Source organism: Legionella cardiaca (assembly GCF_029026145.1).
GTDB lineage: Bacteria > Pseudomonadota > Gammaproteobacteria > Legionellales > Legionellaceae > Tatlockia > Tatlockia cardiaca.
On sequence record NZ_CP119078.1, the window covers coordinates 2,785,001 to 2,809,213 of the forward strand.

Genomic DNA, 24,213 nt, shown 5'->3' on the forward strand with positions numbered 1-24,213 from the left:
TAGGCGAATTTGCAATTAATGCTTTAATTCGTGACTCATAACATGCCGCTCTTGTGGCAAAATAACCTCCAAAACTAATCCCACAAAGAGCCAGTTTCTCAGGATCGACCTCTTTGCGATGAATTAGCTTATCAAGAACGATAGATAAAGCCTTTTCATAATCAGGTTTAAAATAAGTATTACTATTCAACCTTAGAGTATCCATCTGGCCAGGACCTGCCATTAAAATTATATTGTAACCCCGTTGTAAGCCAGCAATTCCTCGCATGCAAAACTCTTCTTCAAGAGTGCCATCAAAACCACTAACAATGATAATTGTTTTCTGTAAGGTTTTTTCTTGCTTAGAGCAAATGAAGTAAGCTGGGATCTTTTCATCATCAAGTGTGAAAATGAAAGATTCGAAATGGTATTCACTATTTTTCATTGCTTGCTGAAAACAATCGCGAGAAAGCAAACCTAATTTGCGGTGCTCTTCGGAGCGACTAGGACTATAGTACTCTGCGGCTCGAAAACTATTACTCGCCTTCAAATATTGTTCGTAGGCGCTGACATAATGCTTTTTTTCGGCTCTGTTATTTGCATCTTGCCGCTGTAAATGCCCCCATTTTTCAAAAGTCTTTACCCATAACTCAGGATTTTCATTAGTTATTTCATCTCTAAGAGCAAAACATTCGCCGACGGAGGCGCCGCCATAAGCGCTTGATCCTAATTGGCGTAGTAGCTGAAATTCCAATTCAGAATCGTTGAATCCTCTGATTTTTATTGTTCCTCGCGATAAATCACTCATTTATTTTCTCTTTTAAAAATGAATACTTATAGTAACGAATGGGTTTACTAACTGCTAGTGCATTGAATTCTGGTTAAGCCATAAGATATTCTATGTGGGCAAATTATCAACATTCTATTCGAGGATTGTCAAATGCGTGTTATTTTTTTCCTTGCACTTACGCTTTTCTTACAAACATCTTGGTCAAACCCTAATGTTCATTTCCACGGTCGCGGCAACTATCCCTTAGCCAATGCCTTTCAAGTTGGTTTAGATACAGATGGCAAACCTTTATTCTTGTGTCTTGCCAGGCTAGCTAACAGTACACAACCAGGGAAAACTTGGCCAGGATACAATCATTGTAATGTACCCTACGGTGGTAAAGAATATATTCTTGATCAATTTGAGGTTCCTACTCAGGACATTTTTCGTCGAAACTATTGGTCAGATAGAGGAGGATTAGCAGTCACTGTAGGACGCGACACTAATGGCAATCCTTTATTTTTATGCCAAGCCTATTTTAGAGGAAGCAAACAACCCGGTAAAACCTGGCCTGGATATAATCATTGTAATATTTCCTACGGCGGCCAAGAAATCATTACAGACAACTATCGTATTCTAGCTGAATATGAAAGAAATGGCCGACATCATGGGCATCAAGGGCAACCTATTAATGAACCATTCCATAATTCACAATACCATGGTCATCCTGGTCAAGGTAATCAGCAATGTTTACAGGGACCTTTTGGTAATAGTGCTTGTGGCTATAACTGTGTGAAATCCATTAACAATGTGGCTTGCGCGTCTACTCCCGACCAACAATGCGTATCGGATAATTTTGGTCATATTGCCTGTGGTTATGGCTGTGTTAAAACACCATTAAAGATAGCTTGCGCGCATCAACGTGGAGAAAACTGTGTAATTAATAGTTTCAATGAGATAGCTTGTGGTAGAAATTGCCGTGTCGATAGATTTAACCATATGCAATGTGATTAAGAAAAATGACTACGTGCCAGGGTAACTGGCACATATTAAAAATAAGGAGATGTCATTGTGTTACGTACTAGAGTGTATTCCCCGTCTTCTGTAATTTTCAAATCAGAGATTGATGAAACAGAGCATCTTAAGGAAGGTGAGTGGCTATTAAGAGAAAGCGCTTCTGTACCCGGACTTTTAACAGCGATTTGTTTGCTGCCACTTGAAGTCCAGGTTGCAACAGGTAAATTGATTCAAGGCCAACGATTTGGTTACGTCACAGACAAAGGGTGGTCTCTTATGACGGAAAAAGATCCTGAAAAACTTAAGAAACTTATTGGTAAGGAAGTTGAAGCAGTATCAAGAAAAGATGGCAGCTTGCTAGAGGGAAAAAATTTTGACGGTGGTGGGCAAGGGAAGTCTCAAGGACATCATGGGAGTAGTTCCCACCACTCAGAATTTACAACGCCCAATCCCCTCATTAGCAAGTATAAGTTCACTCTTTGCCTATGAGCAACCAAACCTTACCCCTTATGAAGCTAACAAAGAGGAAACGACTTTCACCTCAACATTGTAATCTCTGTGTTTATTTTTCTTTGACTCAATAAGTATCTGGATACTTATTGAGTCCTTCTAAACCACTTAATGCTTGCGTTCGTAACAATAAAAAGTCATATCATAATTATTTTTTTCATCTTGCGAATAAAAATTTTTTTCCCTCAACTCCCATTCTTTTGGATCAAATCTAGGGAAAAAAACATCTGCAGCGAAATGATGATGAATCACCGTCAAGTAAAGTTGTGAGGCAATGGAAATAGCTTGCTCATAGATACTTGCACCACCGATAATCATAACTTCAGGCACGCCTGAGGTGATTGCCAAAGCTTTATCTAGAGAATCAGTGACCTCAACTCCTTCAATTGTTTTTACCTGTCGACTTAAAACAATATTTCGTCGCCCAGGAAGAGGCTTGCCAATAGAATCAAAAGTGTTCTTCCCCATGATAATTGGTTTGCCCATGGTAATTGCTTTGAAATGTTTAAGATCAGCCGGCAGATGACATAAGAGTTGATTGTCTTTACCTAAGCCATAATTTTCATCAATTGCTGCAACCAGGCTAACGACTGCCATGCTTTCTTTCCTTTACTGCTGCCATAGATTGCGCCATCTTGACTGCGGCGACAAGACTGCCTACTTCGGCCAAACCAGTACCAGCCAAATCTAGAGCCGTACCGTGATCAACTGATGTTCTTATAATGGGCAATCCCAATGTCACATTAACGGCAGAACCAAAACCAGCATATTTTAAAACGGGTAATCCTTGATCATGATACATTGCCACAAAAGCATCACACTGATTTAAGTTACGTGGGGTAAATAAAGTATCTGCAGGGAATGGGCCATGCACATTAATTCCCTCTTTTTTTAAAGAGGCTAATGCAGGAGCAATGACTTCAATTTCTTCGCGACCTAAATAACCTCCTTCACCGGCATGCGGATTTAAACCGGCAATGTAGAGACAAGGCTTAGCAATTGCAAAGTCATCCTGGAGTGTTTTATTAACTTGTTTAATCACTTGCGTAATTGTCGCAATGGAAAGTGCATCAGCTACGGCTCGTAAAGGAAGATGTGTAGTAACTAAAGCAACTTTCATTACATCACAAGCCAACATCATCACAACCACATCTGTTTTACAATGCTGTGCCAGGAATTCCGTATGACCAGTAAACGCAATTCCAGCTTGATTGATTACCGCTTTATGGACGGGTGCTGTGACGAGACCGGAAAATTCCCCCTCCAAACATTTATCAGCTGCCATTGTTAGCATTTCAATAACATAAGGAGAATTTTGCGGATTCAACTGGCCTGTCTCAACTTTAGCAAGACAAGGAATAGAGAGCACTGACAAATGACCGCGGCGGACTGTTAAAGGCAAATTGGGTTGATAATCGGAAAAAATAAGTTGCAGCTGTAATTCTTGCGCTCTTTGTTTGAGTAGATTTATATCACCCAAAACGACAATAGGTAATTCATATTCAGCGAGAGCAAGACATAAATCGGGTCCGACTCCCGCTGGTTCACCACTACTAACAAGTAGTGGCTTCATGCCAATTCCTTGTCCATGACATTAATGTAAGCACCAGCACGTAAATGCTGCTGCCAATTTTGCACGGCTTCAGTAAATTTACGCTGTTGTAAAAATTGACGGACTTGTTGACGCTTAAATGAATCTGAATCATCTATTTTTTTACGTTCCAATACTTCGATTAAATGCCAACCAAACACCGATTTCACAGGTTTACTGACTTTATGCAAAGGTAATGAATCCATTACTTTCTCAAATTCAGGTACGAGTTCACCCGGGTTCACCCAACCGAGATCACCGCCTTTAACAGCACTTGCCGCATCTAAAGAATATTGTTTAGCCATTAATGCAAAATCTTTCCCAGATTTTAATTGTTGATATAAATTATTCGCTTGTCGGCTCGCTTCTTCAGAAGTCATGCTGGCATCAGGCTTTAACAAAATATGGCGTACATGAGTTTTTGTTACTTCATGATGTTGTTGACTACCGCCAACAGCAATCAATTTGATTAGCTGAAAACCATTTCCAGTTCGCAAAGGCCCTGCTACTTGACCTGGCTTCATATGTACAACTTCTTTGGCAAAGATTTCAGGTAATTCAGCTAGATGGCGATCACCTAAATCGCCTCCTTCCAATGCAAATTCCCCGCTCGATTCAGCAATGGCCAAGCGATTAAAATCATCACCCTTTTTAATCTTGGTGAGCAACTCTTTTGCTTTCTCACGCGCTTTATTTAATTGCTCTGTTGTGGGCTCTTCTGGCACAGGAATAACAATATTTTGTAGATGATAAGTATATTGACTCTTATCATCTTGCGCAGTTTTCAAATAATCCTCAACTTGCGCCAAAGTTACATTGACGTCTTTGCCTACAGCTTTTTGCTGTAATCTGCTAATTAATATTTCTTTGCGGATGTTTTCTCTATAGGCTTGCCAGGTTAAGCCTTGGCGAGTAATTTCTTCACGCAATTGAGTGAGCGATAAATTATTAGTGGTCGCAATTTTTTCAATCGCATCATTAAGCTCAGTACTATCAACAGTAATATCATGCTGCTTTGCAAGCTGTAACTGTAAATCCACATCAATTAGATGTTGCAAAACCTGCTTACGCAAAACTGTTTCAGAAGGCAATTGCATATGCTTTGCTTCAATTTGCTGGCGCAGAATATCAACTTGGGCATTCAATTCACTTTCAGTAATCACACCATCATTAACGATAGCAACCACTTTATCTAAAGGTTGTGGCTTTGCAACAGTAAGCGTTGGTAATAATAGCATTAAAAGAGCAATACGCTTTAGCATGTAATTATTCCCCTATTCATTTTTTACGGCAATTTAGGCCATTCTTCAGCAAAAAACAAGCAGCTTTGATGAATTTTAAGTCAAAAAAAGTTAGCTATTACGAAAACTATCAAAATAGGTAGGCAAATAAGTATGTATGGTGCTTGCTGGATCACTATTACCCACGGAGCCAAGTCCTTTTAATAAGATTTGTAAATAGATGTTATTATTATACGAGGGTCGCTCAGAGGTAGTGGTTAAACTCTGGAAACTGCGACCACCAATCAAACGTGCAGCCCAACAACAGCTATCATATTGAATACCTAAAAATGTCATCATCGCATAATCTTTACTGATATTGTAATTATACCCACCCAAGCTACTCCATCTTTCTGTCAACGGCCAGGCATAAGAAAACGTTAATTGATGCAGAGGATCAATATTTACGCGACTGCGAGCAACTTGCGTAATATCACCACTTACAAGATAGGAGTAGCCAAAATTAATAATACGGTTAGCACCCGGCTGGTAGTGCAAATTTAGATAACCATTATTGGTGGAGCGAGTATAGGTATCGTAAATATATTCGCCAGTTAAAATCCAGGCAGAATTGAAATGGTATACGCCTCTAGTGGCTACAGGCGAGTAATCTGCAGTAGGAGATAAATATCCTAAGGTCAGTGGGTTATCAATACAGCTTCCCGCCGCATTTTGGCAGAGCTGAACTCGCCTATCTGCAAAATAGCGACTTTGACCAATCGAAACACTGGCTCTCTCTGCACCTGTCTCATCAGATAGCCAACGTGAAGTTACAGCATAAGACAGTTGATTCGCATCACCAATCCTATCAAATCCTGAAAATCGATTTTTGCGAAACAGTTGATCAAAATTAAAAATCATATAACCAGAATCATATACAGGGATGGGGGTTTGATCGGAATAAGGAACGTATAAATAGTAAAGACGTGGCTCTAGGGTCTGCGTTAACGAGTGACTAAAAAAGGAAGTTTGCCGCTCAAAAAATAATCCGCTATCAAGGTTATAACGCGGGATGGTTCGATTATATTGGTTTACTGTTTTGGCTATTACTGGAACACCGTAAGAATTTAACGGGTTACTGTCATTTAAGGAAGCATAATTATTTCCATTAACATCATAATAATTTTCTACCACTTCAACAGAAGGTGTAAAAAAGCCCCAAGGCTTCATTTGAGGGAAAGAAAGGACTGGATTTAAATGATAACGCGGACCTTCTGGTTTAACCAATCCCTGCCTTTGAACAACACTTAATGATTTAAGAGATGGATCATCGGGCCATTTAAATTGATCAAACTGTCCAAGTATGGATAAGTTTCCATTAAAGAGTAAATCCTCATAATTCCCCTGAGCCAAAAGCTGCGGCAGACGCTGATACACATTTGCAATTGGCGTTTCGTTAACGGGGTGTAAGGTTTGATAACTTTGCAACATACCGCGAAACAACCAATGATCCGTTGTATAGCTTAAATCACCCTCACGTAATATTTGCCGCTCCGTAAGGACAGCAAGATTACTGCTAAAATCTTGCAGAAAATAATCATCAGAGACATTCTGGAAATTAATTCCCATATGCAAATTGGGTGTTATCCACGTACTATTTAAAACCTGAACAGACCATCTATCGTTTGATACACCATGTAATATAGGGTATTGCAATTGGTTATCGTTGATAAAATCTTTAAATGCCCTGTCACCAGGTAAAAAACGCCCATTAAATGTGCCTGACGATTTTGAAGTCAGATATCTAAATTGCCCACCTAGCATTAATCCGCGCAGTGCATAGAAATGGGGGATAATTGTTGCATCATAGTTAGGAGCGATATTCCAATAATAGGGTTGCGCATAATCAAAACCACCCACGTTTGATGTACCAATTATGGGCATCAAAAAACCAGATTTACGTTCTTTTGAGGTAGGGAAACTCAAATAGGGAGTATACAATACCGGCCAATCATAAATTCGTAATTTGGCATGACGCGCTACTCCTGTAGATTCAGAATCATCCAATGTTATGCTGTCTGCTTCGATTTCCCACGTTCTATCTTGAGGAGCACAGTTACTATACGTTGCTTTTTTTAAAAGATAATCCTGGTTGGCAAAACGCTCGATAAAACTTGCCCTTCCCCATGCAGGTAAAATAGCCCCTGGACGTTTAGAATCGAAACGATATAAAACATCTTCTACCTTTCCAGATTTATCCTGAGGATTGATCGTCGCTTTTCTCGCTATCATCAAACGATCAGCCTCCAGGTAACGAACCTCCCCAAGTAATTCAATCTTTGACACTTGATTTGACTTAGCATCACGATAGACGTAAGCAGTTTGCGCATTTACAACACGTTCAGCCTGTTGAACCTCTACATTACCTTTAAGTATAGAGCGGCCTTCATTATAAAAAGAAACTTCATCCGCACTAATATGGACTGCGTCTGCATCAGCCAGCGGTGTAATTTGCAAAGATTGATAAGAGCCGCGACATACCGACGTCTGTGCAGGCTGAGCTTCCCATCCCAAACACTGAGCAAACCGCGAGCGAATCGCATCATTTAAATCGACATCACGGGCAATAACACAAGCTTGAACAGGCTCAACAACCATACTATTTGCCGCATGACTTACGATATGATACATACCGGCAGCTATACTGATACCAGCAACACTGCTGGTAAGCATATAGCGATGGCAAATCATTTTATTAATTATTTGAGGTATTAAATCAAACCTAATGTTCAGCGCCACCAAAATACCTTATGATGCACATGCACAAAGTACACGATAATTAATTACCTACACCGTTTTACAAAAATTACAAAATTGTGTAAGCAAGAACATGGCTTGGGAGTATAACATGCAAAATCGGCAAAACGCACTTAACAAATGGTTGGAACGAATACTCACACCTGCCTCATTTTCTATCAGCGCCCTAACCGGTGATGCCAGCTTTAGACAATATTTTCGTCTGCATATGAATGGTATGACAAGAATCATCATGGATGCGCCACCTGATAGAGAAGCCATGCAGCCCTTTCTAACCGTGAGTGAATTATTAATCAGCCTGGGAATACAGGCCCCTAAAGTCTACGCGCTGGATAAAACGCAAGGCTTTGCCATTTTGGATGATTTTGGTGATGAACTCCTGCTTAAACATTTATCAGCCAAGACAGCAGACATTTTATATACCGCTGCAATGGCTATTATTCTTCTTATGCAAAGTTATCCCTCTACAAATACAGCGCAATTACCACTTTTTGATAAAAAATTTATGCTACAAGAGCTAGCTATTTTTAGGGAATGGTTTCTTCATGCTTACTTGAAAATACAGCTTAGCCATGAGGAAGAAGGGCTTTTAATGAGTACTTTTGATTGGCTTACTAATGAAATTTCCAGTCAGCCACAGGTTTTAATTCATCGTGATTACCATTCTCGCAATATTATGCTTATGGATGAGTCAAAAAACTTCCAACTAGGGGTTATTGATTTCCAAGACGCAATGGTTGGTCCTTTTACTTACGATTTAGTATCGCTCTTAAAAGATTGTTACATTCAATGGCCACGTGAAAAAGTGATGGAGTGGCTATCTTCGTTCCAGCAAGAATCTCCATTAGCCAAACATTGGTTTCAAGAAGATTTCATCCGCGCTTTTGATTTATGTGGTCTACAAAGGCACCTGAAAGTACTAGGCGTTTTTTCAAGATTATATTTACGCGATAGCAAGCCTAATTATTTGCAGGACTTACCGTTGACACTTCATTATGTAATGGCCTGCCTGGAAAGTTATAAAGAACTAGAGCCGTTTTATCAGTTTATGCAAAAAAGGATTCGTTTACCATGAGAACAGCGATGATTTTAGCAGCAGGCAGAGGAGAACGCTTAAGACCTCTCACAGATAAATTACCTAAAGCATTATGCAGAGTCCATGACAAACCTCTCATCGAATATCATGTGGAAAAATTAGCGAATTCGGGCTTTGATCGTATTGTTGTCAATCATGCTCATTTGGGCGGTCAGATTCGCCGTTACCTTGGCGATGGTAGAAAATGGAATGTCGAGATTTGCTATACTCCTGAACCCCCTGGAGGGCTTGAAACAGGAGGAGGAATTTATAATGCCTTACCTCTTTTAGGGCCAGCTCCTTTTATAACTGTCAACGCTGATATTTTAACTGACTATGATTTTAATACCTTGCAATTGCCAGAACATGCTTTAATTAAATTGGTTTTGGTTACTAATCCTCAACATAACACACAGGGTGATTTTGGTTTAACTGAGCAAAATTTTTTGACCAATGAAAGAACGTATACTTTTCCCGGAATTGCCTGTTATCGCCCAGAGGCATTTCGCACTTGTCAACCTGGAAGGTATTCCGTTATTCCCTTGATACGTCGTTTAGTCGAAGACAATCTGGTAATGGGCGAGCTGTATCAAGGTCTATGGATGGATATTGGCTCCCCTGAACGTCTCAGAGTAGCCAATACTTTAGATATTTAAGCCGAAGGAGCTGTAGGTCCTTGATTTTCCGGTGTGGTTTCCGCAGTAGCAGAAGGAGTACTTTCGACTGCTTGAGCAGCAGCGGGAGCTTTCTGTGGAGCCTCTTTTGGATACTCGTGTTGTTTTGTTGTGACAGGAATTTCTTTGCCGGCTTCTTTTACTAATTCTGATATTTTTTTCCCTGCATCTTTTACTGCTTGTACAGCCTTTTCTACATCAGCAAGAATAGGCTCTCCCTTTGAGTCGCGGCGAATTTGTCCATTTTCATCCCCAGCATAGAGCTTGCCTCCCTTGCTGATAATTTGATTTTCTGCCAAATGGGCATTCAGTAATTTATCGAGAGCCTGAATTGTTTCCGGTTCATGCTCCCCATACCCTCTTAAAAGATCTGCACCTGGATTGCGAATTGCGAAATCCATATGAAGAGGACCATCAACATTTGCAGCAACAGTAGCCGCAGCCTTCTCTGCTATATGCTGTTGGAAGTTTTGGAAATCGGAGAGTGGACCTGCTTTGCCTGACCAAAAAAGATCACTATTACTTGCTTGTTGCATGCTAACCATTTCAGCAAATTCACGAACATTTGTAAGTGCTGGCCTACCCTCGTCAAGTTTTCTGGCGGCAATTAATTTATCTTCTAATTGATCAACAAGATAAAAAGCAGCCTCCTCAGTGGTTGCTACTTCCTTCGCTTTAACAAGCGCTGATTCGTCGGGAAGGCGAACATCTGTATTGCGGGTATTTAATTCCATAAGCTTTCTACTCTTAGTTTATTAGCACCACATTAAAATGGCATACCTGGATGAAAAGAAAACAGTTTTAATGATTATAGCAAAATTGCCACAGTTGCCAGATAGACACAAGCCCAATGAATCGTTAAGAGAGAGTAAAAATTTAACAGGTAATAATACACAATACCCTGATGCAAAGAGTATTGTGTATTTACACTTTATAAATCCAAAGGATTAGGGAATGTATCTGTCACTGAGGCAAACGACTTTTTCTTCATTGATTCAAAAGAAAACTCATCGACTTGGATAGCATCCCAGCGAGCCCGTTCCACAGCGACCAAGGCATCCATTTCCTGTTGAGTTAATTCCCCTTTATTAACTTTTGAGGCCAATTGCTCTTTCAAGACGCTGAATTTCACTCGTTTTAAATCACTAATTTTCTTGTATAATCCTTCATTCTTAATCAGAAGTTGGAATGCTTCTTCCATTCTATCCACTGGCTGATTTGCATCCCCACTTAAATAAATTAATTTCTTTATACCTTCACGGTAATGGTTATTAGACATCATTAACCGCGCTAATTGATGATCCAGCTGATCACTAGGGTAACGCATGGTTTGCCCAAACGGGAAGGCTAGCAAACGCACTAACAAACCAAGGGCTCTGGATGGAAAATTTTGGCAAAAAGCAATCATTGCCTTTTGTGCATGGTAGAAACAATAACTTACCGCCCACTTTGCATGTACTTTTTGATCCGCATCTGCTTCATTCTTTTGATAATAACGAAGCGCTGCCATGGCCATATAAAGATAGGACATACCATCGGCTAATCTGGCTGATAAGCGCTCTTTACGCTTAAGGTCGCCCCCCAAATAAATTAATGACAAATCAGCCAACCATGCATAAGCATGACTCAACCGAGCTAGACGCTGATATTCTCTTTTTAAACCATTATCAGGTGCAGCTATAAATAGCCCTGCCGTCCAGGCAGAGCAAATTGTTTTGGCGAAATTGCGCATGAAATAATAAATGTGCTGCCAAATTAATTGTCTAAATCCTCCTTTATCATCGCGAGAAACTGCGTAGAATTCATCACGAACAAAGGGGTGACATGCCATTGAACCTTGGCCAAAAATTAACAGGTTGCGAGACATAATATTTGCCCCTTCAACAGTAATTGAAACAGGCACTCCTAAGTAATAACTGGATAGATAATTGCGCGGGCCAACAACCACGGCGCGACCAGCATGAATATCCATGGCATTATTCACTGTGATTCGCCCGAATTCCGTATTAAAGTACTTGGTAATTGCTGAGGCTACAGATGGTTTTTTATGCTCATTAACAGCCGCCACAGTTAATAACCGGGTAGCATTTGCCAGGTAATTTATGCCAGCAATTTCCGCAAGTTTTTCTTCTATACCTTCAAACTGACCTATTTCGACATTAAATTGTCGACGTATTCTTGAAAAAGCACCTGTCGTTAAATAGGTGATTGTTGAAGAGGCAGCCCCTAATGCGGGTAAAGAGATTGAGCGTCCGATTGACAAACATTCCACTAGCATCTGCCAACCGTGTCCTGCATTTTTTTGTCCACCAATAATGGTTGTAATTGGCACAAAAATATTTTTACCACGAATAGTACCATTCATAAACGGTTGCATCGCAGGTAAATGACGATTACCAATTTCAAGATTTTCTGTATCACGTGGAATTAATAGACAGGTAATTCCCTCTTCACCAACACCATTTAAGAGCCCATCAGGATCTTTAAGATTAACAGCTAAACCAATTAAAGTGGCGACAGGGGCTAATGTTATCCAACGTTTGTTTAAGGTTATATCCAAACCTAAAATTGTTTCATCAGCTATTTTCTTTTTAACAACAATAGCTTCAGATTGTAAAGAAGTAGCATCACTACCAGCCCCAGGTTCTGTTAATGCAAAACAAGGAATATCAATCCCTTTTGCCAAATTAGGCAGGTACTGAGATTTTTGCTCATCAGTACCATAATAATTGAGTAATTCCCCTGGACCTAATGAATTGGGTACCATCACTGTGACAGCAGCCACCCCTGAGCGGCTAGCAATTTTCATCACGACATCTGAATGGGCACGAGCAGTGAAGCCTTTACCACCATATTCTTTAGGGATAACTAAACCAAAAAATCCATTTTCTTTAATATAATTCCAAACTTTTTCGGGTAAATCTCCTGCTTGACTGATTTCCCATTCATCAAGCATGTCACACAAGGTTGTTGTTTCATTATCAAGAAAAGCTTGCTCCTCGGCGGTCAATTCTGTAGATACATTAGCCAACCTATCCCAATTAGGCGAACCGGTAAAGATATCTTGCTCTACCCAGGTATCACCAGCATTGAGTGCTTCTTCTTCTGTTTTTGATAGTTTAGGGATTGATTTACCAATTCTTGCGAATAAAAAATCACTTATGGCGAATCGCACTGGTTCAAGATTAATTATTAATGCTGCTGCAATAATAAGTAGCCAGATAATAGTGCCAGGAAACCAATGCATCCCTACATAAAAAGTAGCCACTAACAGGTAAATTGCACTACCTATTTCCCAAACGAGAGCGCTTAAACCGCGATAGAGTACCACTAAGGTAAATGCGAGATAAACAAGAAACAAAAGTGTAGCCATATCAAACCTTCCTTTCCCTTTGATTGAGAATTAATCCACAAATTTATCAAGTATATACCCGTCTTATGGAATTTTGCGAGCAATGTATCTTTAATTCCCGGGAAAAAATATGGCTAATAACAATTAATTATCTTGTTGCATATTTTTCTCGCTTGGAAACAAATTGGATTGATAACTTAATAGCATTAACTTGCGTTTTTAACTTGCTTTAGCAAGCCGAATCATCTAGCGTTATTCCTTTTTAATACTTTATTTGACCATGAATCAACGTCTCGTTTGGAATTTTGAAATCAACCCAACGCCACCTTTAGATTTGCTTTCTTTAGCTAAAGACGAAAAGGATAAACTTAAGTGGGAAGCACGATATTTCTGGCCAGAAAATACGATTGTGACATTAATTGGTCTTAATGACAGTTTTCTAGATTTAGGAAATTATGAGATTAAACATCGAAATGACAATTATTTACTACTTCCCGATAGCGATTACAACATTAAACAGCGACGAGACGAATTACAGTACAAGCCTCTGCTGCAAAAAATAGATAATATTCGCGCTTATGGAAAAAAAATTGATCTTAACCAGCCCATGATGCCCAATCATTCACACAACACTGAGAATGCGTCCTTAACCAATTTATTGACCCAAGTACAGGACAAAGCAGTTCATGTAGCTGTTCATAAAATAGTTTTAATTTATAAATTTCCAACCACCCCCGCCATTAAACTCGAACTGGCAAGGCTTACAGTTTACGAAAAAATCTACTTTAGTGTTTGTATTGAAGGACGTTCTCAATTGTTAGTTTCACACATCGCAAAACACTTGCTGGTGAATCATGTTTCTTGCGACTATGTCAATTTTCTAAGACCACTACAAAAGTCATGATTAACACACTATTTGCTATCATATTAAGCTTTGGAAAAATCGGTATCATTTCCCTGGGTGGCGGCAATTCCATGTTGAAATTGTTGGAATATGAAGCTGTCACTTATCGGCAATGGATCAGAGAAGACGAATTTGTTCAGATGGTTGGCTCAACTTTTTTATTCCCGGGATTAACCGCTGTAAAATTATCGGCATTAATCGGTTATAAAGCCGCGGGAATGATGGGATTAATTCTAGCGGTTGCCTGTTTAAATCTTCCAGGATTAGTTCTGGCTGTTTGGGGTTATCAATTATTAAGCAGCCATAATGGCCCCATTGCTCGTAAAATTATGACAGCAGTACAGTATGGAGCTTTGGCTCTCTTGGCTGCCGCTTCTTTTTCTGTAGCACAAGGGGTTATTTCCATGTATTACTCTCTCCCCATTGCGCTTGCCTGTATTCTCTTTTTTTTAGGTTTAGTCTATCTGCAGCTCTCACCTTTTTGGGGATTTCTTGCTTTCATAGTTGTTTGTTTTTTCCTGGTGCGTTGACCAACTTATTTTAAGATATTGGAGCTCTTGCATACAAAAAGAAGGTACACTAACCTAGCCCTAATAACCGTTAGTGCCGGAGTTTGGTTTTGAGTGATGATTTAGATAATCCAGAATATTACATTAATCGCGAGTTCACAGCCTTGGCTTTTAATGAGCGTGTGTTACAACTGGCAAAAGACGAGCGTGTCCCTTTATTGGAGCGTATGCGTTTTCTTTGTATTTGTAGTGGTAATCTTGATGAATTTTTTGAAATTCGTGTTGCAGGTTTAAAAGAAAAAATTGCTCTTTCTTCGAGAAAGCTATACATCGATGGTTTACAAGCTGATGAAATCTTTAGCCAACTTAGTAAAAAAGTACATTTACTAAGCGATGAATTATATCATATCTTTAACAGGCAATTGCTTCCCGCAATGAAAAAAGAAAATATTCATTTCCTTGCTACGGAAGAATGGACGGATGATATTCATCTTTGGGCAAAACATTATTTCAAAAATGAAATTCTCCCTATTGTCAGTCCCATAGCACTTGATTTAGCTCATCCGTTCCCCCGTTTATTTAACAAAAGTTTGAATTTCATTATTTCATTACGCGGTAAGGATGCTTTTGATCGAAATATTGATTATGCCGTTGTTCATGCACCTCGCTCTATACCACGACTGATTCATCTGCCTTCTGAACTTTGTGCAGAAGGTGGTGCTTACTTTGTTTATTTATCTTCTATTATAGAAACACATATCTCCAGTTTATTTCCTGGTATGGAGATCAATGGTTGTTATGCGTTTCGTCTAACCCGTAACAGTGATTTATTTTTACGCGAAGAAGAGATTGAAGATTTGGCCGTTGCAGTACAACGAGAATTATTTTCTCGACATTACGGCCACGTGGTACGCCTTGAAGTGGATAAACGTTGTCCGGCGAATATTGTTGATTTCTTACTGCAAAAACATCATTTACATCATGAAGATGCCTATCATTGCGATGGACCGGTTAATTTGCAACGCTACCTCAGCGTCATTAACCGTATTGAGCGACCTGACTTAAATTATCCACCTCTTATTGTGCAATACCCTGAGGTAGTTCATCAAAAGCGAAATCTCTTTAATGTTCTTGATGAACAAGACATTTTATTACATCACCCGTATCAAAGTTATGATGTGGTCATTGATTTTGTCCGTCAGGCAGCCGCCGATCCCAATGTGTTGGCTATTAAACAAACACTCTACCGTACCCATTCAGAATCAGTCATGGTCAAAGCATTAGTAGAGGCCGCACGTTCGGGCAAAGAGGTTACGGCAGTTGTAGAGTTAAGAGCTCGATTTGATGAAGAATCAAATTTAAAACTCGCGAATCGTCTTCATGAAGCTGGGGTGTTAGTTCTCTATGGCGTCATGGGTTATAAAACACATGCCAAAATGACCTTGGTTGTTCGTAGGGCACACGGAAAATTAAAACGCTATACGCATCTTGGTACTGGTAACTACCATGAACAAACAGCAAAACGTTATACTGATTTTGGCTTATTAACCTGTGAACCCACCATCACGTCAGATGTTCAGATCATTTTTCAGCAACTAACAGGTCTTGGTAAAACAGTTAAACTAAAAGCCTTGTGTCACTCCCCTTTTACTTTACAGAGAAATTTACTACAGCTGATTGATGAATCCATTCAAGCTGCATCAGCTGGCAAAGAGGCGGAAATTAATATTAAAGTCAATGGACTAACCGATAAAACCATGATCAAAGCACTTTATCGTGCCTCGCAAGCCGGTGTTAAAATAAATTTATTGGTTCGCAGTGTTTGTTGCTTAAAACCTGGCATTCCTAAAGTTTCTGATAACATTCGTGTTCTTTCCATTGTGGGTCGCTTTCTTGAACATCATCGGGTTTATTATTTTCGCATTGAAGACAATGAGCGCTTTTATTGTTCAAGTGCTGATCTAATGGAACGTAACCTATATACTCGCATTGAAGTATTGTTCCCAATTTTTGATGAAAATAATCAAAAACGCATTAAAAATGAGATTTTTAGAAATTATCTAAAAGATAATTCCAGCGCTTGGGAGATGCAGGCTGATGGCAGTTATAAACCGCTGACAACCGGCAGCTACAGTGCTCAGGAAAAACTACTCGAGCTCTATGCCAAAAACTAATGAGTAATATCAAATTAAAATTGTTTTACTTTCTTTTCCTGGCTCCTCGCGTGCTAAACGCGGTAACAAATAGCCAGGAAGTTTTTTTTGTAATTGCCGATAGATAGCTAAAGCCGTTTCCATGGGAATATCAAAATGAGCAGCACCACTGACTTTATCCAATAGATGAAGATAATAGGGTAATACACCACAGTTAAATAATTTTTCACTTAACGCCACTAAACTATCAACATCATCGTTGACACCTTTTAGCAAGACTGATTGATTAAGCAAATGACAGCCCGCTTGTCGTAATGCCACGCAAACCTGTTCTACACTCTTGTCTAATTCATTCGCATGGTTACTGTGGACGACGATAACTTTGCGCAGACGACTAATATTTAGTAATCCTAAAAACTCTTCATCAATTCGCTCGGGAAGTACAACAGGCACTCGAGTATGAAAACGCAAGGTTTGTACATGAGTAATCCCTTCCAATTGCTGCAAAAACTCTTTTATAACAGAATTTGTGGCCAATAAGGGGTCACCACCACTTAAAATAACCTCACGAATCGAATTATTTTCCCGGATATAGTTAAGAACAGCTCGCCATCCTTCTCGCCCTGGATTGTTATCCTGATAAGGAAAATGACGTCTAAAACAATAACGACAATTGATCGCACAAACGCCAGTTAATGTTAACAGGACACGTCCTTGGTATTTGTGCATTAAACCGCTTTTAAGTATTGCAGCATTTTCAGCAAGTGGATCGGAAATAAATCCTTCTATTTGCTCAAGCTCTTCATTTGTTGCTAGTACTTGTAACAACAGCGGGTCCTTTGGGTTTCCCGGTTGCATACGAGCGACAAAGCCACGGGGAACACGTGTTTTGAAGGTTTTTTCTGCAGCAGTACTGCCTAATGTTAACGGTAATGATAAAAACTCAAGTAATTCATTGACGGTGGCAAAGCCTTGAGCCAAAATTTTTTGCCAACTCACAGAGGTATCTCGCATTAATTGTACAAAATTGCTAAACTGCATGAACTCTAGCGAAATTGGAACAAAATCTCAACAGTGGAGCACTGATGGCAATCTATAGTACCAATGAATTTAAAAATGGTTTAAAAGTTATGGTTGATAATGCACCTTGTAGCATTGTCGATTGTGAATTTGTTAAACCGGGAAAAGGACAAGCATTTACCCGCGTAAAAATTCGCAACTTGAAAACAGGGCGAGTTGTTGAACGCACCTATAAATCAGGGGAAACATTACCTTCGGCTGACGTAGCCGATGTGGAAATGCAATATTTATATAATGATGGTGAGCATTGGCATTTTATGGTCCCTGATACTTTTGAACAATATGCAGTAGGACCAGAGGCTATTGCTGATGCAGCTCAGTGGCTCAAAGAACAAGATCTTTGTGTCGTCACCTTATGGAATAATGAAGCAATTCAAGTCATGCCACCGAATTTTGTAATTCTTGCGATTACTGAAACTGATCCTGGACTGAAAGGCGATACATCAGGTGGTGGCGGCAAACCAGCTACGCTTGAAACTGGGGCAGTCGTTCGTGTACCTCTATTCGTTCAGACGGGTGAATTAATCAAAGTGGATACTCGCAAAGGAGAATATGTATCGCGAGCTAAAGAATAAGGAGAGAAACGATGCCTGCAATCAACTTTGAACACGCTTTTGAAGTATTGCAGCTTTCTCTTGGAGCTACCTTAGGAGAGGTTAAAAAAAAATATTCGGAATTAGTCTCTCCTAAACATCATGCAGGTCATTCAACAAGCATTTCTTCGACACAAGAAGAAATTATTGATGCTTATAATCACCTGCAGCTGTTATTAAAACCATATGAAAATTTAGATCCCTCTGAGCAGCAAGAATTGCTAGACGCCTTGAATACCCTACCTAAGAATAAGCTGCAGCTTATTCTCGGGTTTTATCCACATAACAGCTTTAAATTCTATTGGGATAGTAAATCATATTCTCAATTAGCAGCCTATCTTTGTACAACAAATGCTTCGTCTGCTATCACTGCTATAAGCAATTTTTTTAATCACATCCCAAGTTGCACTAAGCCTCAATATTATGATGAAAATGAGGATGAAAATTCTGCCGATACAACTGTCTCCAATCCTTGGGAAAAAAAACATAACTAATGTTTTTTCTTTGAAGCAGCATTCATAACATAATTTAAAATTTGCGTCGCGATATCCTTTCCAGTGGCTAACTCCATTCCTTTAAAACCCGGTGACGAATTTGCTTCACAAATTTTAAACCCTTGCTCAGCAAATAATAAATCAATGCCCGCAATTTCCAGATTAAATAAGCGAGCGCAAGTCATTGCAAGCTGCTCAATTTCGGGAGTGAGTGGATAAGGAGTAACCTCTGCGCCTAAGGAATAATTTGCTTTAAAACTATCTTTGGCAGTTCTCTGCATACAACCAATCACCTCTCCTCCGAGCACGAAAACTCGTAGATCACGCCCATAACTGGTGGCAATAAACTCTTGCAAGATCATTTGATGACTACCACCATGACTTGCAATTAATTCGATTAGGTCTCTAAAACTGCTGGATGACTCACAAAGATGAATGCCAACTCCTCTTGCACCAGAAATATTTTTAATTACTAAAGGAAAGCCTATCTCGCGTTCAACCACCGAAACTGGTACAGGAAACTTCACAAGCATAGTCTTTGGAAAGGGGAGATCACTTTGGGCAAATAATTGACTGAGCAACATCTTATCCCCTACGGTTTCAATTGCATTGGTATCATTACAGGTATAGACACCTGATTTTTCCAATTGCCGAACAACGGCAAGAGCAAAATAGCTAGCCTCAGCTCCTAAACGAGGTATTATGAAATCAGGTAAAGAAACTCGCTCTCCGTCAAGCAAGATACTTTTTTTATCTTCTCGGGTAACCACAAGTTCAAATTGTTCAGGCTTATAAACTTTTAACTCAATTTGCAGATTAGCTGCCGCCGATAACAGGCGATTAACACCATGATCGACTTCAGACAATTCTTGTTGACTACGTTTATATAGAATCCAACCTTTCATTAGACAGCCTTAAAAATATGCATTTGAATTTTAAATTTTGCTTATTGATCAAAAATAATCCTTACGATAGAATAAGTATCCACTTTTTGCATGGTACTCTAATGAAATTCTACTTTAACACCCCTAACCAGATAAATGGGGATACAGCTTATAATGAAGGAAATTTTGAAGAAGCGATAGACTACTACCACAAAGGATTGACCGATCTACAGCGTTATGCAGCGACTACGTTGCCTAAACATACAGATTTTTACGATGGTTTGGCTTATGTTTTAGTCGATATTCTTACTGTCGAAGCCCAATTTATTTCGGATTCAATTGACGATTTTGCAAAAGCCCAGACCCACTGGCAATCTGCTAACAGCTTAATACAAGAACTTGACGTGGTTTTTTCTGAGAAACTTCGTGGCAAACATAACATTGAAACGACTGAAGAAGTAATCCAAAAAGTTTACTCCATGCTTGCAAACGCGTGTGAAGAAATAAGTGATGAAATAGTAGATGCTTTAGAGTCTTTGGAAAATATACATGCAATTCCTTCTCCGACGCTTGCTGAGGCAACAGAGTGGATGCAACGAGCAATAACTTATCGTCAAAAGGCCAATGAAACAATTCCTCTTGCATCTCATCTAGGCTATCTGCATTTACTAGAGCAACAATACAAAACAACTCAAAATGAGAGCGCGCTCAACGTAATTGCTAACTATATTAATAATCACCGTTTGCTTGAACAACCGATAGCGGAACCTTTACAAAAGCTTGAATTACTCAGCTATGCCATTCGCGTAGCTGTTGTAAAAAACGCTACTGCCGACATCCAGAACTTTAAATCAGCATGCCCGGCTCTTTATCTAAATTTATCTGTTGAAGATAAAGAAAACGATATAATCGCTGATTTGCAAACGCTCATTGAATTGGAATTGGACTTCTTCTCACATAATTTGCCCTCTCATACCGATGAGACAAACGATCCTCCCGCAACCAACAATAGCATGGAGATTGTTTATACTCAGTTATCTGAGATAGTGAGTGCTTCTACTGCCATGGAAGATAATATCCCCTGTTTTGAACAAATTCCTGATGTAGTAGCACCTATGTTGTTAGCAACACATGCTAGCGAGATACCGTCCTCTTTCCCCTTTTTGTCAGCCATTGATAATTGTGTAAGCCAGGAGAGTCCAATGGCTACAGAAGTTTTTTCAAAACAGGCAACAGAACAACACGTTGATGGTTTACAACATCGTTTTTTTGCACCGGTATCACCAATTGTTGTGCCATCTAAAACAGGATCCGAACACTGCCAAGCATTGAAGCTAGGATTAAATAATATTACTTGTCCCCCCGTGAATCCCAAATATCTCGCCAATTTATTATGTTTGGTGGCTGATTTTTTTGGCAAATACCGCGCTAAAGCTATTCCAAAACAAGATGCTATATTGATTGCCTATGATTTATATCAGAACGCGTTAAAAATTTATCCTGGCCACAGAACCGCCCAGGAAAGATATCAGGAATTAGTAACAGCACACCTGACCATTCTTAAGCCTTATCATCGTTTTGGTTCCAAACCACAAGTAAATAACAGGGATCCGAGATTAGAAAAGCTCTCGCAATCTCTTTTTTCTGAGGGAATAGAAGAGATGACGACACAGTTAGAGACACTACTATTAACAGATGATAAAAAACTAATCGCTTCTATAAAAGCATTAGTATCTTACCTTGGAAAAAATCTAGAAGAGGGTACCATTACAGGTTCACAGCGTTCCGATTTAAAAAAAGCGCTCTTTAGCGCTTTTAAGTCAGCTTTATCTGAGCCGGTAAATAACTCTAATTTAGATAATCCGACTTATTCCTAGAATTTACCGCCAGGTCCGCAGATTTTACCATCTGCGGACATAGCCATACCAAGAACGCGGATAACTATAGACCCCTCGATAACCACTCCAATAGCCATTATTCCAGCCATAACCTGTTAAATAACGACTACCCCAATACGGACGATATCCGTAGTAGCCTACAGAATATACATAATCGTTGGTATATCCGGGATAATAATTCGTACTACTCGTTACATAACAACCACTGAGAAACAGGGTTGGCACAAATACCAAAAAAGCTACAATCAACTTTTTCATAAGAACATCCTTGCTATGTATTTGTGCATTAATTATACGACACGAATTCAAATTATACAAAATGACAATTTAAATTTACGATTCTGAAAACTGGATAACATTCATGATTAGCAACAGCGAACAAACAAGACAATTATACTACAAGAGGGTTGGAGCAGGTAACGACCACCTGAGCATCTGAGCCGCTGATAATGTGATGGTGGCGATCTATGACGCGCTTTAGGTTTCCTGCTCTACAGGCAGGTATACACACCACGCCTCAAAAACAATCTCCTAATCTGAAAAGCCAATAACTGGTTCAGCCAGGATCAGTCATCACCTATATGTTTATATTAGACCAAAAATTGCACTTGAGGCATACAATGTACCCCAAGATAAAATGGCCTGCGATAAATTTAATCGCGAAAGTTTTCAAACTGCAACGGCAATTTAATGTCAGATTTCTTCAATAACGCCATAACATCTTGTAAATCATCGCGCTTTTTACCTGTCACCCGGACTTTTTCTCCCTGAATAGAGCTTTGGACTTTTAATTTACTATCCTTAATTAGTTTTACAATATCCTTCGCTGTGGGTTGGTCAATACCTTGTTTAAATGTCATTGTGAGCGAATAAGTTTTGCCACTATGTACAGGTTCATCCTCAATTTCAACGCCGCCGGTATCTACTCCGCGCTTTGTACAGTGATTACGAAATAAATCCTCTAATTGACGAACCTGAAAATCCGATTCTGACTTAAGTGTGACAACCAGCTCGTTAAGTTCTATGCTCGAATCTACTCCGCGAAAATCGAACCGCGTGCCCATTTCTCTCGCAGCGTTATCTACTGCATGACGTAATTCAACTTTATTAATTTCTGAAACGATATCAAAAGAAGGCATAAACCCCTCATTGGGATGAAATTGTAAAAAACTATTGTAACTAAAAAACCACTATTAGGTATAGGTTCATTATGGTGATACAACTTCACCGATTTCCCAATAATTCTCTATGCTTTCATCATTGGTAGCATTGCTTGCAAAGAAATTTTGATAGAATTCTTGACGTACATTTTCCAAAATTCTTGCCAGCTCTCCCTGCTCATCAATCATTCGTCCATAAAAACGATAGACTCGCTCATTCTCTGCTATCGCCTTATCTATAACATCAAGAAATTGCTCTGGGGTACTAATATCCTCCTCACGAACAATCATCCATTGCATTTGAATTAATAAATAATTAGCAACTTCAATGCGGGCATCTTGCAAGCGAGTGTTATAAAAAAATCCTCTATCAATTGGTTCATAAATTCTGGTGAGATAATGTTCCGAACGTTGCGTTAGCTTTAAAACCGCACGACTTTCTAAATATTTTTCCAATTTAAAAATTAATGATTCCCTCGCTTTCTCAAGTTGAAAAGCTGCACCTTTAAAATTTGGTAAGAATTCTATCCGTTTCTCATTAATATATTTTTCCATGCTGGAAATACATTCCATAAAACAGTATGGCATCCTTGCGGCTAGAGCAGCATCATTGCGAATCAATTCCGCTGCGATTCCAAAACTTGCGACCACACCTGAAATCGACTTTGCAGAAGTTATCAGTGCTTTCAGTTGCGCAAGAAAAGTCTTGTAAGAATACGCATCCTTTGAAGATAGTGGCAGATGCGTAGTTTCCTGATAATGGGACAATGCCGTACTTAAAAGCTTCTTTAAACTATTTAAGTCTTTTAATGTGAAATAAGTAAAATTGTTAGATAGTAACTCGCCATCGGCTAAGTAAATAATTTTAAAATCAAGTTGCTCACACTCCGCCCCCCATTGATTTCTACCCAGACATCCATGCAAATTAGCTAAGATTTTGCGATAGTCTAAGTTTTCATTAAGGGTTAGGCTATCTCTCAGACTTAAAATAGTGATCGCATGATCAAATATCTCAAATGCATATAGCGACTCCATTGCTTCTTGAGCTAGTTTTCTCTGCTCTAATTTTTCATTCATTGGAACTCTGACTGTTATCGCATTTCGAAAGCGAATTTTCTTCGTTTTGAAAAAACAATTCATGCCCTAAACCTTGGAACGCCCATTGAAGTTTGCCTATGGTACCATAAGCATGCAAATCTTGCATAAAAATACGACAAATTAGTTTAAGATATAACTATTTCCCTCATCATTAAACGTTATAACTCCTTTTTTATCCTTGCAAATCTTTTTCGCGCCTTTGAAAGCTTTGTTGACTGATTTTTCCTGAGAGACAGCACGATGTAACGAGCAAGATTTTTCTATGGTTTGGTTTCAAGGACATATCCTGCAAGCTCAAAATTGAGGCACGTGGTTATAAGCTAAGATCTGCCAAGAAAAATTGGTTCTCAATTATTTTATGTGGAATATCTTTTTTTATTAAAACAATGAATACTTTGCGCACGCAGGGCAATATTAACGAATCATGAAGGATATT

General features: G+C 39.2%; 22 protein-coding genes (1 of these 22 running past the window's edge). 10 read left to right on the forward strand and 12 right to left on the reverse strand.

Going from position 1 to position 24,213, the window contains the following annotated elements; translation table 11 throughout:
* Positions 1-787, reverse strand: the 5' portion of a protein-coding gene (locus PXX05_RS12170) for an alpha/beta hydrolase family protein (RefSeq protein ID WP_275088464.1). The gene continues 431 nt to the left of window position 1, outside the view; 787 of the gene's 1,218 nt are visible here — the first part of the coding sequence; the start codon lies at positions 785-787; its stop codon lies off the left edge, out of view.
* 132 nt (positions 788-919) lie between these two features.
* On the opposite strand from PXX05_RS12170, the gene PXX05_RS12175 reads away from it, so the two are divergent.
* Both PXX05_RS12175 and PXX05_RS12180 read left to right on the forward strand, forming a co-directional pair.
* Positions 920-1,762: a DUF3421 domain-containing protein gene (locus tag PXX05_RS12175; RefSeq protein WP_275088465.1), complete on the forward strand. Its 843-nt coding sequence runs from the start codon at positions 920-922 to the stop codon at positions 1,760-1,762.
* A 57-nt stretch (positions 1,763-1,819) separates the two neighbouring features.
* On the forward strand, positions 1,820-2,254 hold the full coding sequence (locus PXX05_RS12180) for a hypothetical protein (protein WP_275088466.1): 435 nt from the start codon (positions 1,820-1,822) through the stop codon (positions 2,252-2,254).
* A 129-nt stretch (positions 2,255-2,383) separates the two neighbouring features.
* On the opposite strand, the gene PXX05_RS12185 is transcribed toward PXX05_RS12180, so the two are convergent.
* The 4 genes from PXX05_RS12185 to PXX05_RS12200 all read right to left on the reverse strand — a co-directional run bounded on the left by PXX05_RS12185 (position 2,384) and on the right by PXX05_RS12200 (position 7,777).
* Complete coding sequence (locus PXX05_RS12185; protein ID WP_275088467.1) at positions 2,384-2,872, reverse strand: dihydrofolate reductase; 489 nt, start codon at positions 2,870-2,872, stop codon at positions 2,384-2,386.
* On the reverse strand, positions 2,859-3,848 hold the full coding sequence (gene pdxA / locus PXX05_RS12190) for a 4-hydroxythreonine-4-phosphate dehydrogenase PdxA (RefSeq protein WP_275088468.1): 990 nt from the start codon (positions 3,846-3,848) through the stop codon (positions 2,859-2,861). The genes PXX05_RS12185 and pdxA overlap by 14 nt, the downstream gene beginning before the upstream one ends.
* Positions 3,845-5,128 carry a peptidylprolyl isomerase gene (locus PXX05_RS12195; protein WP_275088469.1) on the reverse strand — a complete coding sequence of 428 codons (1,284 nt, stop codon included), beginning with the start codon at positions 5,126-5,128 and terminating at the stop codon, positions 3,845-3,847. Before PXX05_RS12195 ends, pdxA begins: the two co-directional genes overlap by 4 nt.
* A gap of 90 nt (positions 5,129-5,218) precedes the next feature.
* Positions 5,219-7,777 (reverse strand): LPS-assembly protein LptD, encoded by a 2,559-nt coding sequence (locus PXX05_RS12200; protein WP_275090512.1) that lies wholly within the window; start codon positions 7,775-7,777, stop codon positions 5,219-5,221.
* Between the two features lie 217 nt (positions 7,778-7,994).
* Between PXX05_RS12200 and PXX05_RS12205 the strand changes: the two genes are divergently transcribed.
* Together PXX05_RS12205 and murU are read left to right on the forward strand one after the other, a co-directional pair.
* Positions 7,995-8,978, forward strand: a complete 984-nt coding sequence (locus PXX05_RS12205; protein ID WP_275088470.1) for an aminoglycoside phosphotransferase family protein — start codon at positions 7,995-7,997, stop codon at positions 8,976-8,978.
* On the forward strand, positions 8,975-9,634 hold the full coding sequence (gene murU, locus PXX05_RS12210) for an N-acetylmuramate alpha-1-phosphate uridylyltransferase MurU (protein WP_275088471.1): 660 nt from the start codon (positions 8,975-8,977) through the stop codon (positions 9,632-9,634). Before PXX05_RS12205 ends, murU begins: the two co-directional genes overlap by 4 nt.
* Here murU and PXX05_RS12215 read toward each other — a convergent pair.
* Both PXX05_RS12215 and PXX05_RS12220 read right to left on the reverse strand, forming a co-directional pair.
* On the reverse strand, positions 9,631-10,386 hold the full coding sequence (locus PXX05_RS12215) for a hypothetical protein (protein WP_275088472.1): 756 nt from the start codon (positions 10,384-10,386) through the stop codon (positions 9,631-9,633). The two genes, murU and PXX05_RS12215, sit on opposite strands and share 4 nt — an antisense overlap.
* Positions 10,387-10,583: 197 nt before the next feature.
* Positions 10,584-13,025, reverse strand: a complete 2,442-nt coding sequence (locus PXX05_RS12220; RefSeq protein ID WP_275088473.1) for an acyl-CoA dehydrogenase — start codon at positions 13,023-13,025, stop codon at positions 10,584-10,586.
* A gap of 259 nt (positions 13,026-13,284) precedes the next feature.
* Between PXX05_RS12220 and PXX05_RS12225 the strand changes: the two genes are divergently transcribed.
* From PXX05_RS12225 to ppk1, 3 genes are all read left to right on the forward strand, one after another.
* Positions 13,285-13,908 (forward strand): hypothetical protein, encoded by a 624-nt coding sequence (locus PXX05_RS12225; protein ID WP_275088474.1) that lies wholly within the window; start codon positions 13,285-13,287, stop codon positions 13,906-13,908.
* Positions 13,905-14,438, forward strand: coding sequence for a chromate transporter (locus PXX05_RS12230; protein WP_275088475.1), 534 nt, complete (start codon positions 13,905-13,907; stop codon positions 14,436-14,438). The genes PXX05_RS12225 and PXX05_RS12230 overlap by 4 nt, the downstream gene beginning before the upstream one ends.
* Before the next feature lie 89 nt (positions 14,439-14,527).
* A complete protein-coding gene (gene ppk1, locus PXX05_RS12235; RefSeq protein WP_275088476.1) occupies positions 14,528-16,591 on the forward strand; it encodes a polyphosphate kinase 1 in 2,064 nt (687 codons plus the stop codon).
* Positions 16,592-16,600: 9 nt separating this feature from the next.
* Here ppk1 and epmB read toward each other — a convergent pair whose 3' ends face one another.
* Positions 16,601-17,584, reverse strand: coding sequence for an EF-P beta-lysylation protein EpmB (gene epmB, locus PXX05_RS12240; RefSeq protein ID WP_275090513.1), 984 nt, complete (start codon positions 17,582-17,584; stop codon positions 16,601-16,603).
* A gap of 71 nt (positions 17,585-17,655) precedes the next feature.
* On the opposite strand from epmB, the gene efp reads away from it, so the two are divergent.
* Together efp and PXX05_RS12250 are read left to right on the forward strand one after the other, a co-directional pair.
* Positions 17,656-18,225 (forward strand): elongation factor P, encoded by a 570-nt coding sequence (gene efp / locus PXX05_RS12245; protein WP_275088477.1) that lies wholly within the window; start codon positions 17,656-17,658, stop codon positions 18,223-18,225.
* 11 nt (positions 18,226-18,236) lie between these two features.
* On the forward strand, positions 18,237-18,737 hold the full coding sequence (locus tag PXX05_RS12250) for a hypothetical protein (protein WP_275088478.1): 501 nt from the start codon (positions 18,237-18,239) through the stop codon (positions 18,735-18,737).
* Here PXX05_RS12250 and PXX05_RS12255 read toward each other — a convergent pair.
* On the reverse strand, positions 18,734-19,642 hold the full coding sequence (locus PXX05_RS12255; protein ID WP_275088479.1) for an ATP-grasp domain-containing protein: 909 nt from the start codon (positions 19,640-19,642) through the stop codon (positions 18,734-18,736). The genes PXX05_RS12250 and PXX05_RS12255 overlap by 4 nt on opposite strands.
* Positions 19,643-19,743: 101 nt before the next feature.
* Between PXX05_RS12255 and PXX05_RS12260 the strand changes: the two genes are divergently transcribed.
* Positions 19,744-21,498 (forward strand): hypothetical protein, encoded by a 1,755-nt coding sequence (locus PXX05_RS12260; RefSeq protein ID WP_275088480.1) that lies wholly within the window; start codon positions 19,744-19,746, stop codon positions 21,496-21,498.
* Positions 21,499-21,522: 24 nt separating this feature from the next.
* On the opposite strand, the gene PXX05_RS12265 is transcribed toward PXX05_RS12260, so the two are convergent.
* The 3 genes from PXX05_RS12265 to PXX05_RS12275 all read right to left on the reverse strand — a co-directional run bounded on the left by PXX05_RS12265 (position 21,523) and on the right by PXX05_RS12275 (position 23,756).
* Positions 21,523-21,744 (reverse strand): hypothetical protein, encoded by a 222-nt coding sequence (locus tag PXX05_RS12265; RefSeq protein WP_275088481.1) that lies wholly within the window; start codon positions 21,742-21,744, stop codon positions 21,523-21,525.
* Between the two features lie 428 nt (positions 21,745-22,172).
* Positions 22,173-22,658 carry a YajQ family cyclic di-GMP-binding protein gene (locus PXX05_RS12270; RefSeq protein WP_275088482.1) on the reverse strand — a complete coding sequence of 162 codons (486 nt, stop codon included), beginning with the start codon at positions 22,656-22,658 and terminating at the stop codon, positions 22,173-22,175.
* 69 nt (positions 22,659-22,727) lie between these two features.
* The gene (locus tag PXX05_RS12275) at positions 22,728-23,756 is read right to left on the reverse strand and encodes a hypothetical protein (protein ID WP_275088483.1); all 1,029 of its coding nucleotides are present in this window, start codon (positions 23,754-23,756) and stop codon (positions 22,728-22,730) included.
* Positions 23,757-24,213 lie beyond the last annotated feature (457 nt).

Excerpts from the sequence above, each read along its gene's own strand:
- PXX05_RS12230 (WP_275088475.1), top strand. The coding sequence starts at position 13,905 with ATGATTAACACACTATTTGCTATCATATTAAGCTTTGGAAAAATCGGT.
- PXX05_RS12220 (WP_275088473.1), bottom strand. The coding sequence starts at position 13,025 with ATGGCTACACTTTTGTTTCTTGTTTATCTCGCATTTACCTTAGTGGTA.
- PXX05_RS12260 (WP_275088480.1), top strand. The coding sequence starts at position 19,744 with ATGAAATTCTACTTTAACACCCCTAACCAGATAAATGGGGATACAGCT.
- PXX05_RS12200 (WP_275090512.1), bottom strand. The coding sequence starts at position 7,777 with ATGTATCATATCGTAAGTCATGCGGCAAATAGTATGGTTGTTGAGCCT.
- PXX05_RS12275 (WP_275088483.1), bottom strand. The coding sequence starts at position 23,756 with ATGAATGAAAAATTAGAGCAGAGAAAACTAGCTCAAGAAGCAATGGAG.
- PXX05_RS12270 (WP_275088482.1), bottom strand. The coding sequence starts at position 22,658 with ATGCCTTCTTTTGATATCGTTTCAGAAATTAATAAAGTTGAATTACGT.
- PXX05_RS12185 (WP_275088467.1), bottom strand. The coding sequence starts at position 2,872 with ATGGCAGTCGTTAGCCTGGTTGCAGCAATTGATGAAAATTATGGCTTA.
- PXX05_RS12215 (WP_275088472.1), bottom strand. The coding sequence starts at position 10,386 with ATGGAATTAAATACCCGCAATACAGATGTTCGCCTTCCCGACGAATCA.
- PXX05_RS12195 (WP_275088469.1), bottom strand. The coding sequence starts at position 5,128 with ATGCTAAAGCGTATTGCTCTTTTAATGCTATTATTACCAACGCTTACT.
- PXX05_RS12255 (WP_275088479.1), bottom strand. The coding sequence starts at position 19,642 with ATGAAAGGTTGGATTCTATATAAACGTAGTCAACAAGAATTGTCTGAA.
- murU (WP_275088471.1), top strand. The coding sequence starts at position 8,975 with ATGAGAACAGCGATGATTTTAGCAGCAGGCAGAGGAGAACGCTTAAGA.
- PXX05_RS12225 (WP_275088474.1), top strand. The coding sequence starts at position 13,285 with ATGAATCAACGTCTCGTTTGGAATTTTGAAATCAACCCAACGCCACCT.
- PXX05_RS12175 (WP_275088465.1), top strand. The coding sequence starts at position 920 with ATGCGTGTTATTTTTTTCCTTGCACTTACGCTTTTCTTACAAACATCT.
- PXX05_RS12250 (WP_275088478.1), top strand. The coding sequence starts at position 18,237 with ATGCCTGCAATCAACTTTGAACACGCTTTTGAAGTATTGCAGCTTTCT.
- efp (WP_275088477.1), top strand. The coding sequence starts at position 17,656 with ATGGCAATCTATAGTACCAATGAATTTAAAAATGGTTTAAAAGTTATG.
- PXX05_RS12205 (WP_275088470.1), top strand. The coding sequence starts at position 7,995 with ATGCAAAATCGGCAAAACGCACTTAACAAATGGTTGGAACGAATACTC.
- pdxA (WP_275088468.1), bottom strand. The coding sequence starts at position 3,848 with ATGAAGCCACTACTTGTTAGTAGTGGTGAACCAGCGGGAGTCGGACCC.
- epmB (WP_275090513.1), bottom strand. The coding sequence starts at position 17,584 with ATGCGAGATACCTCTGTGAGTTGGCAAAAAATTTTGGCTCAAGGCTTT.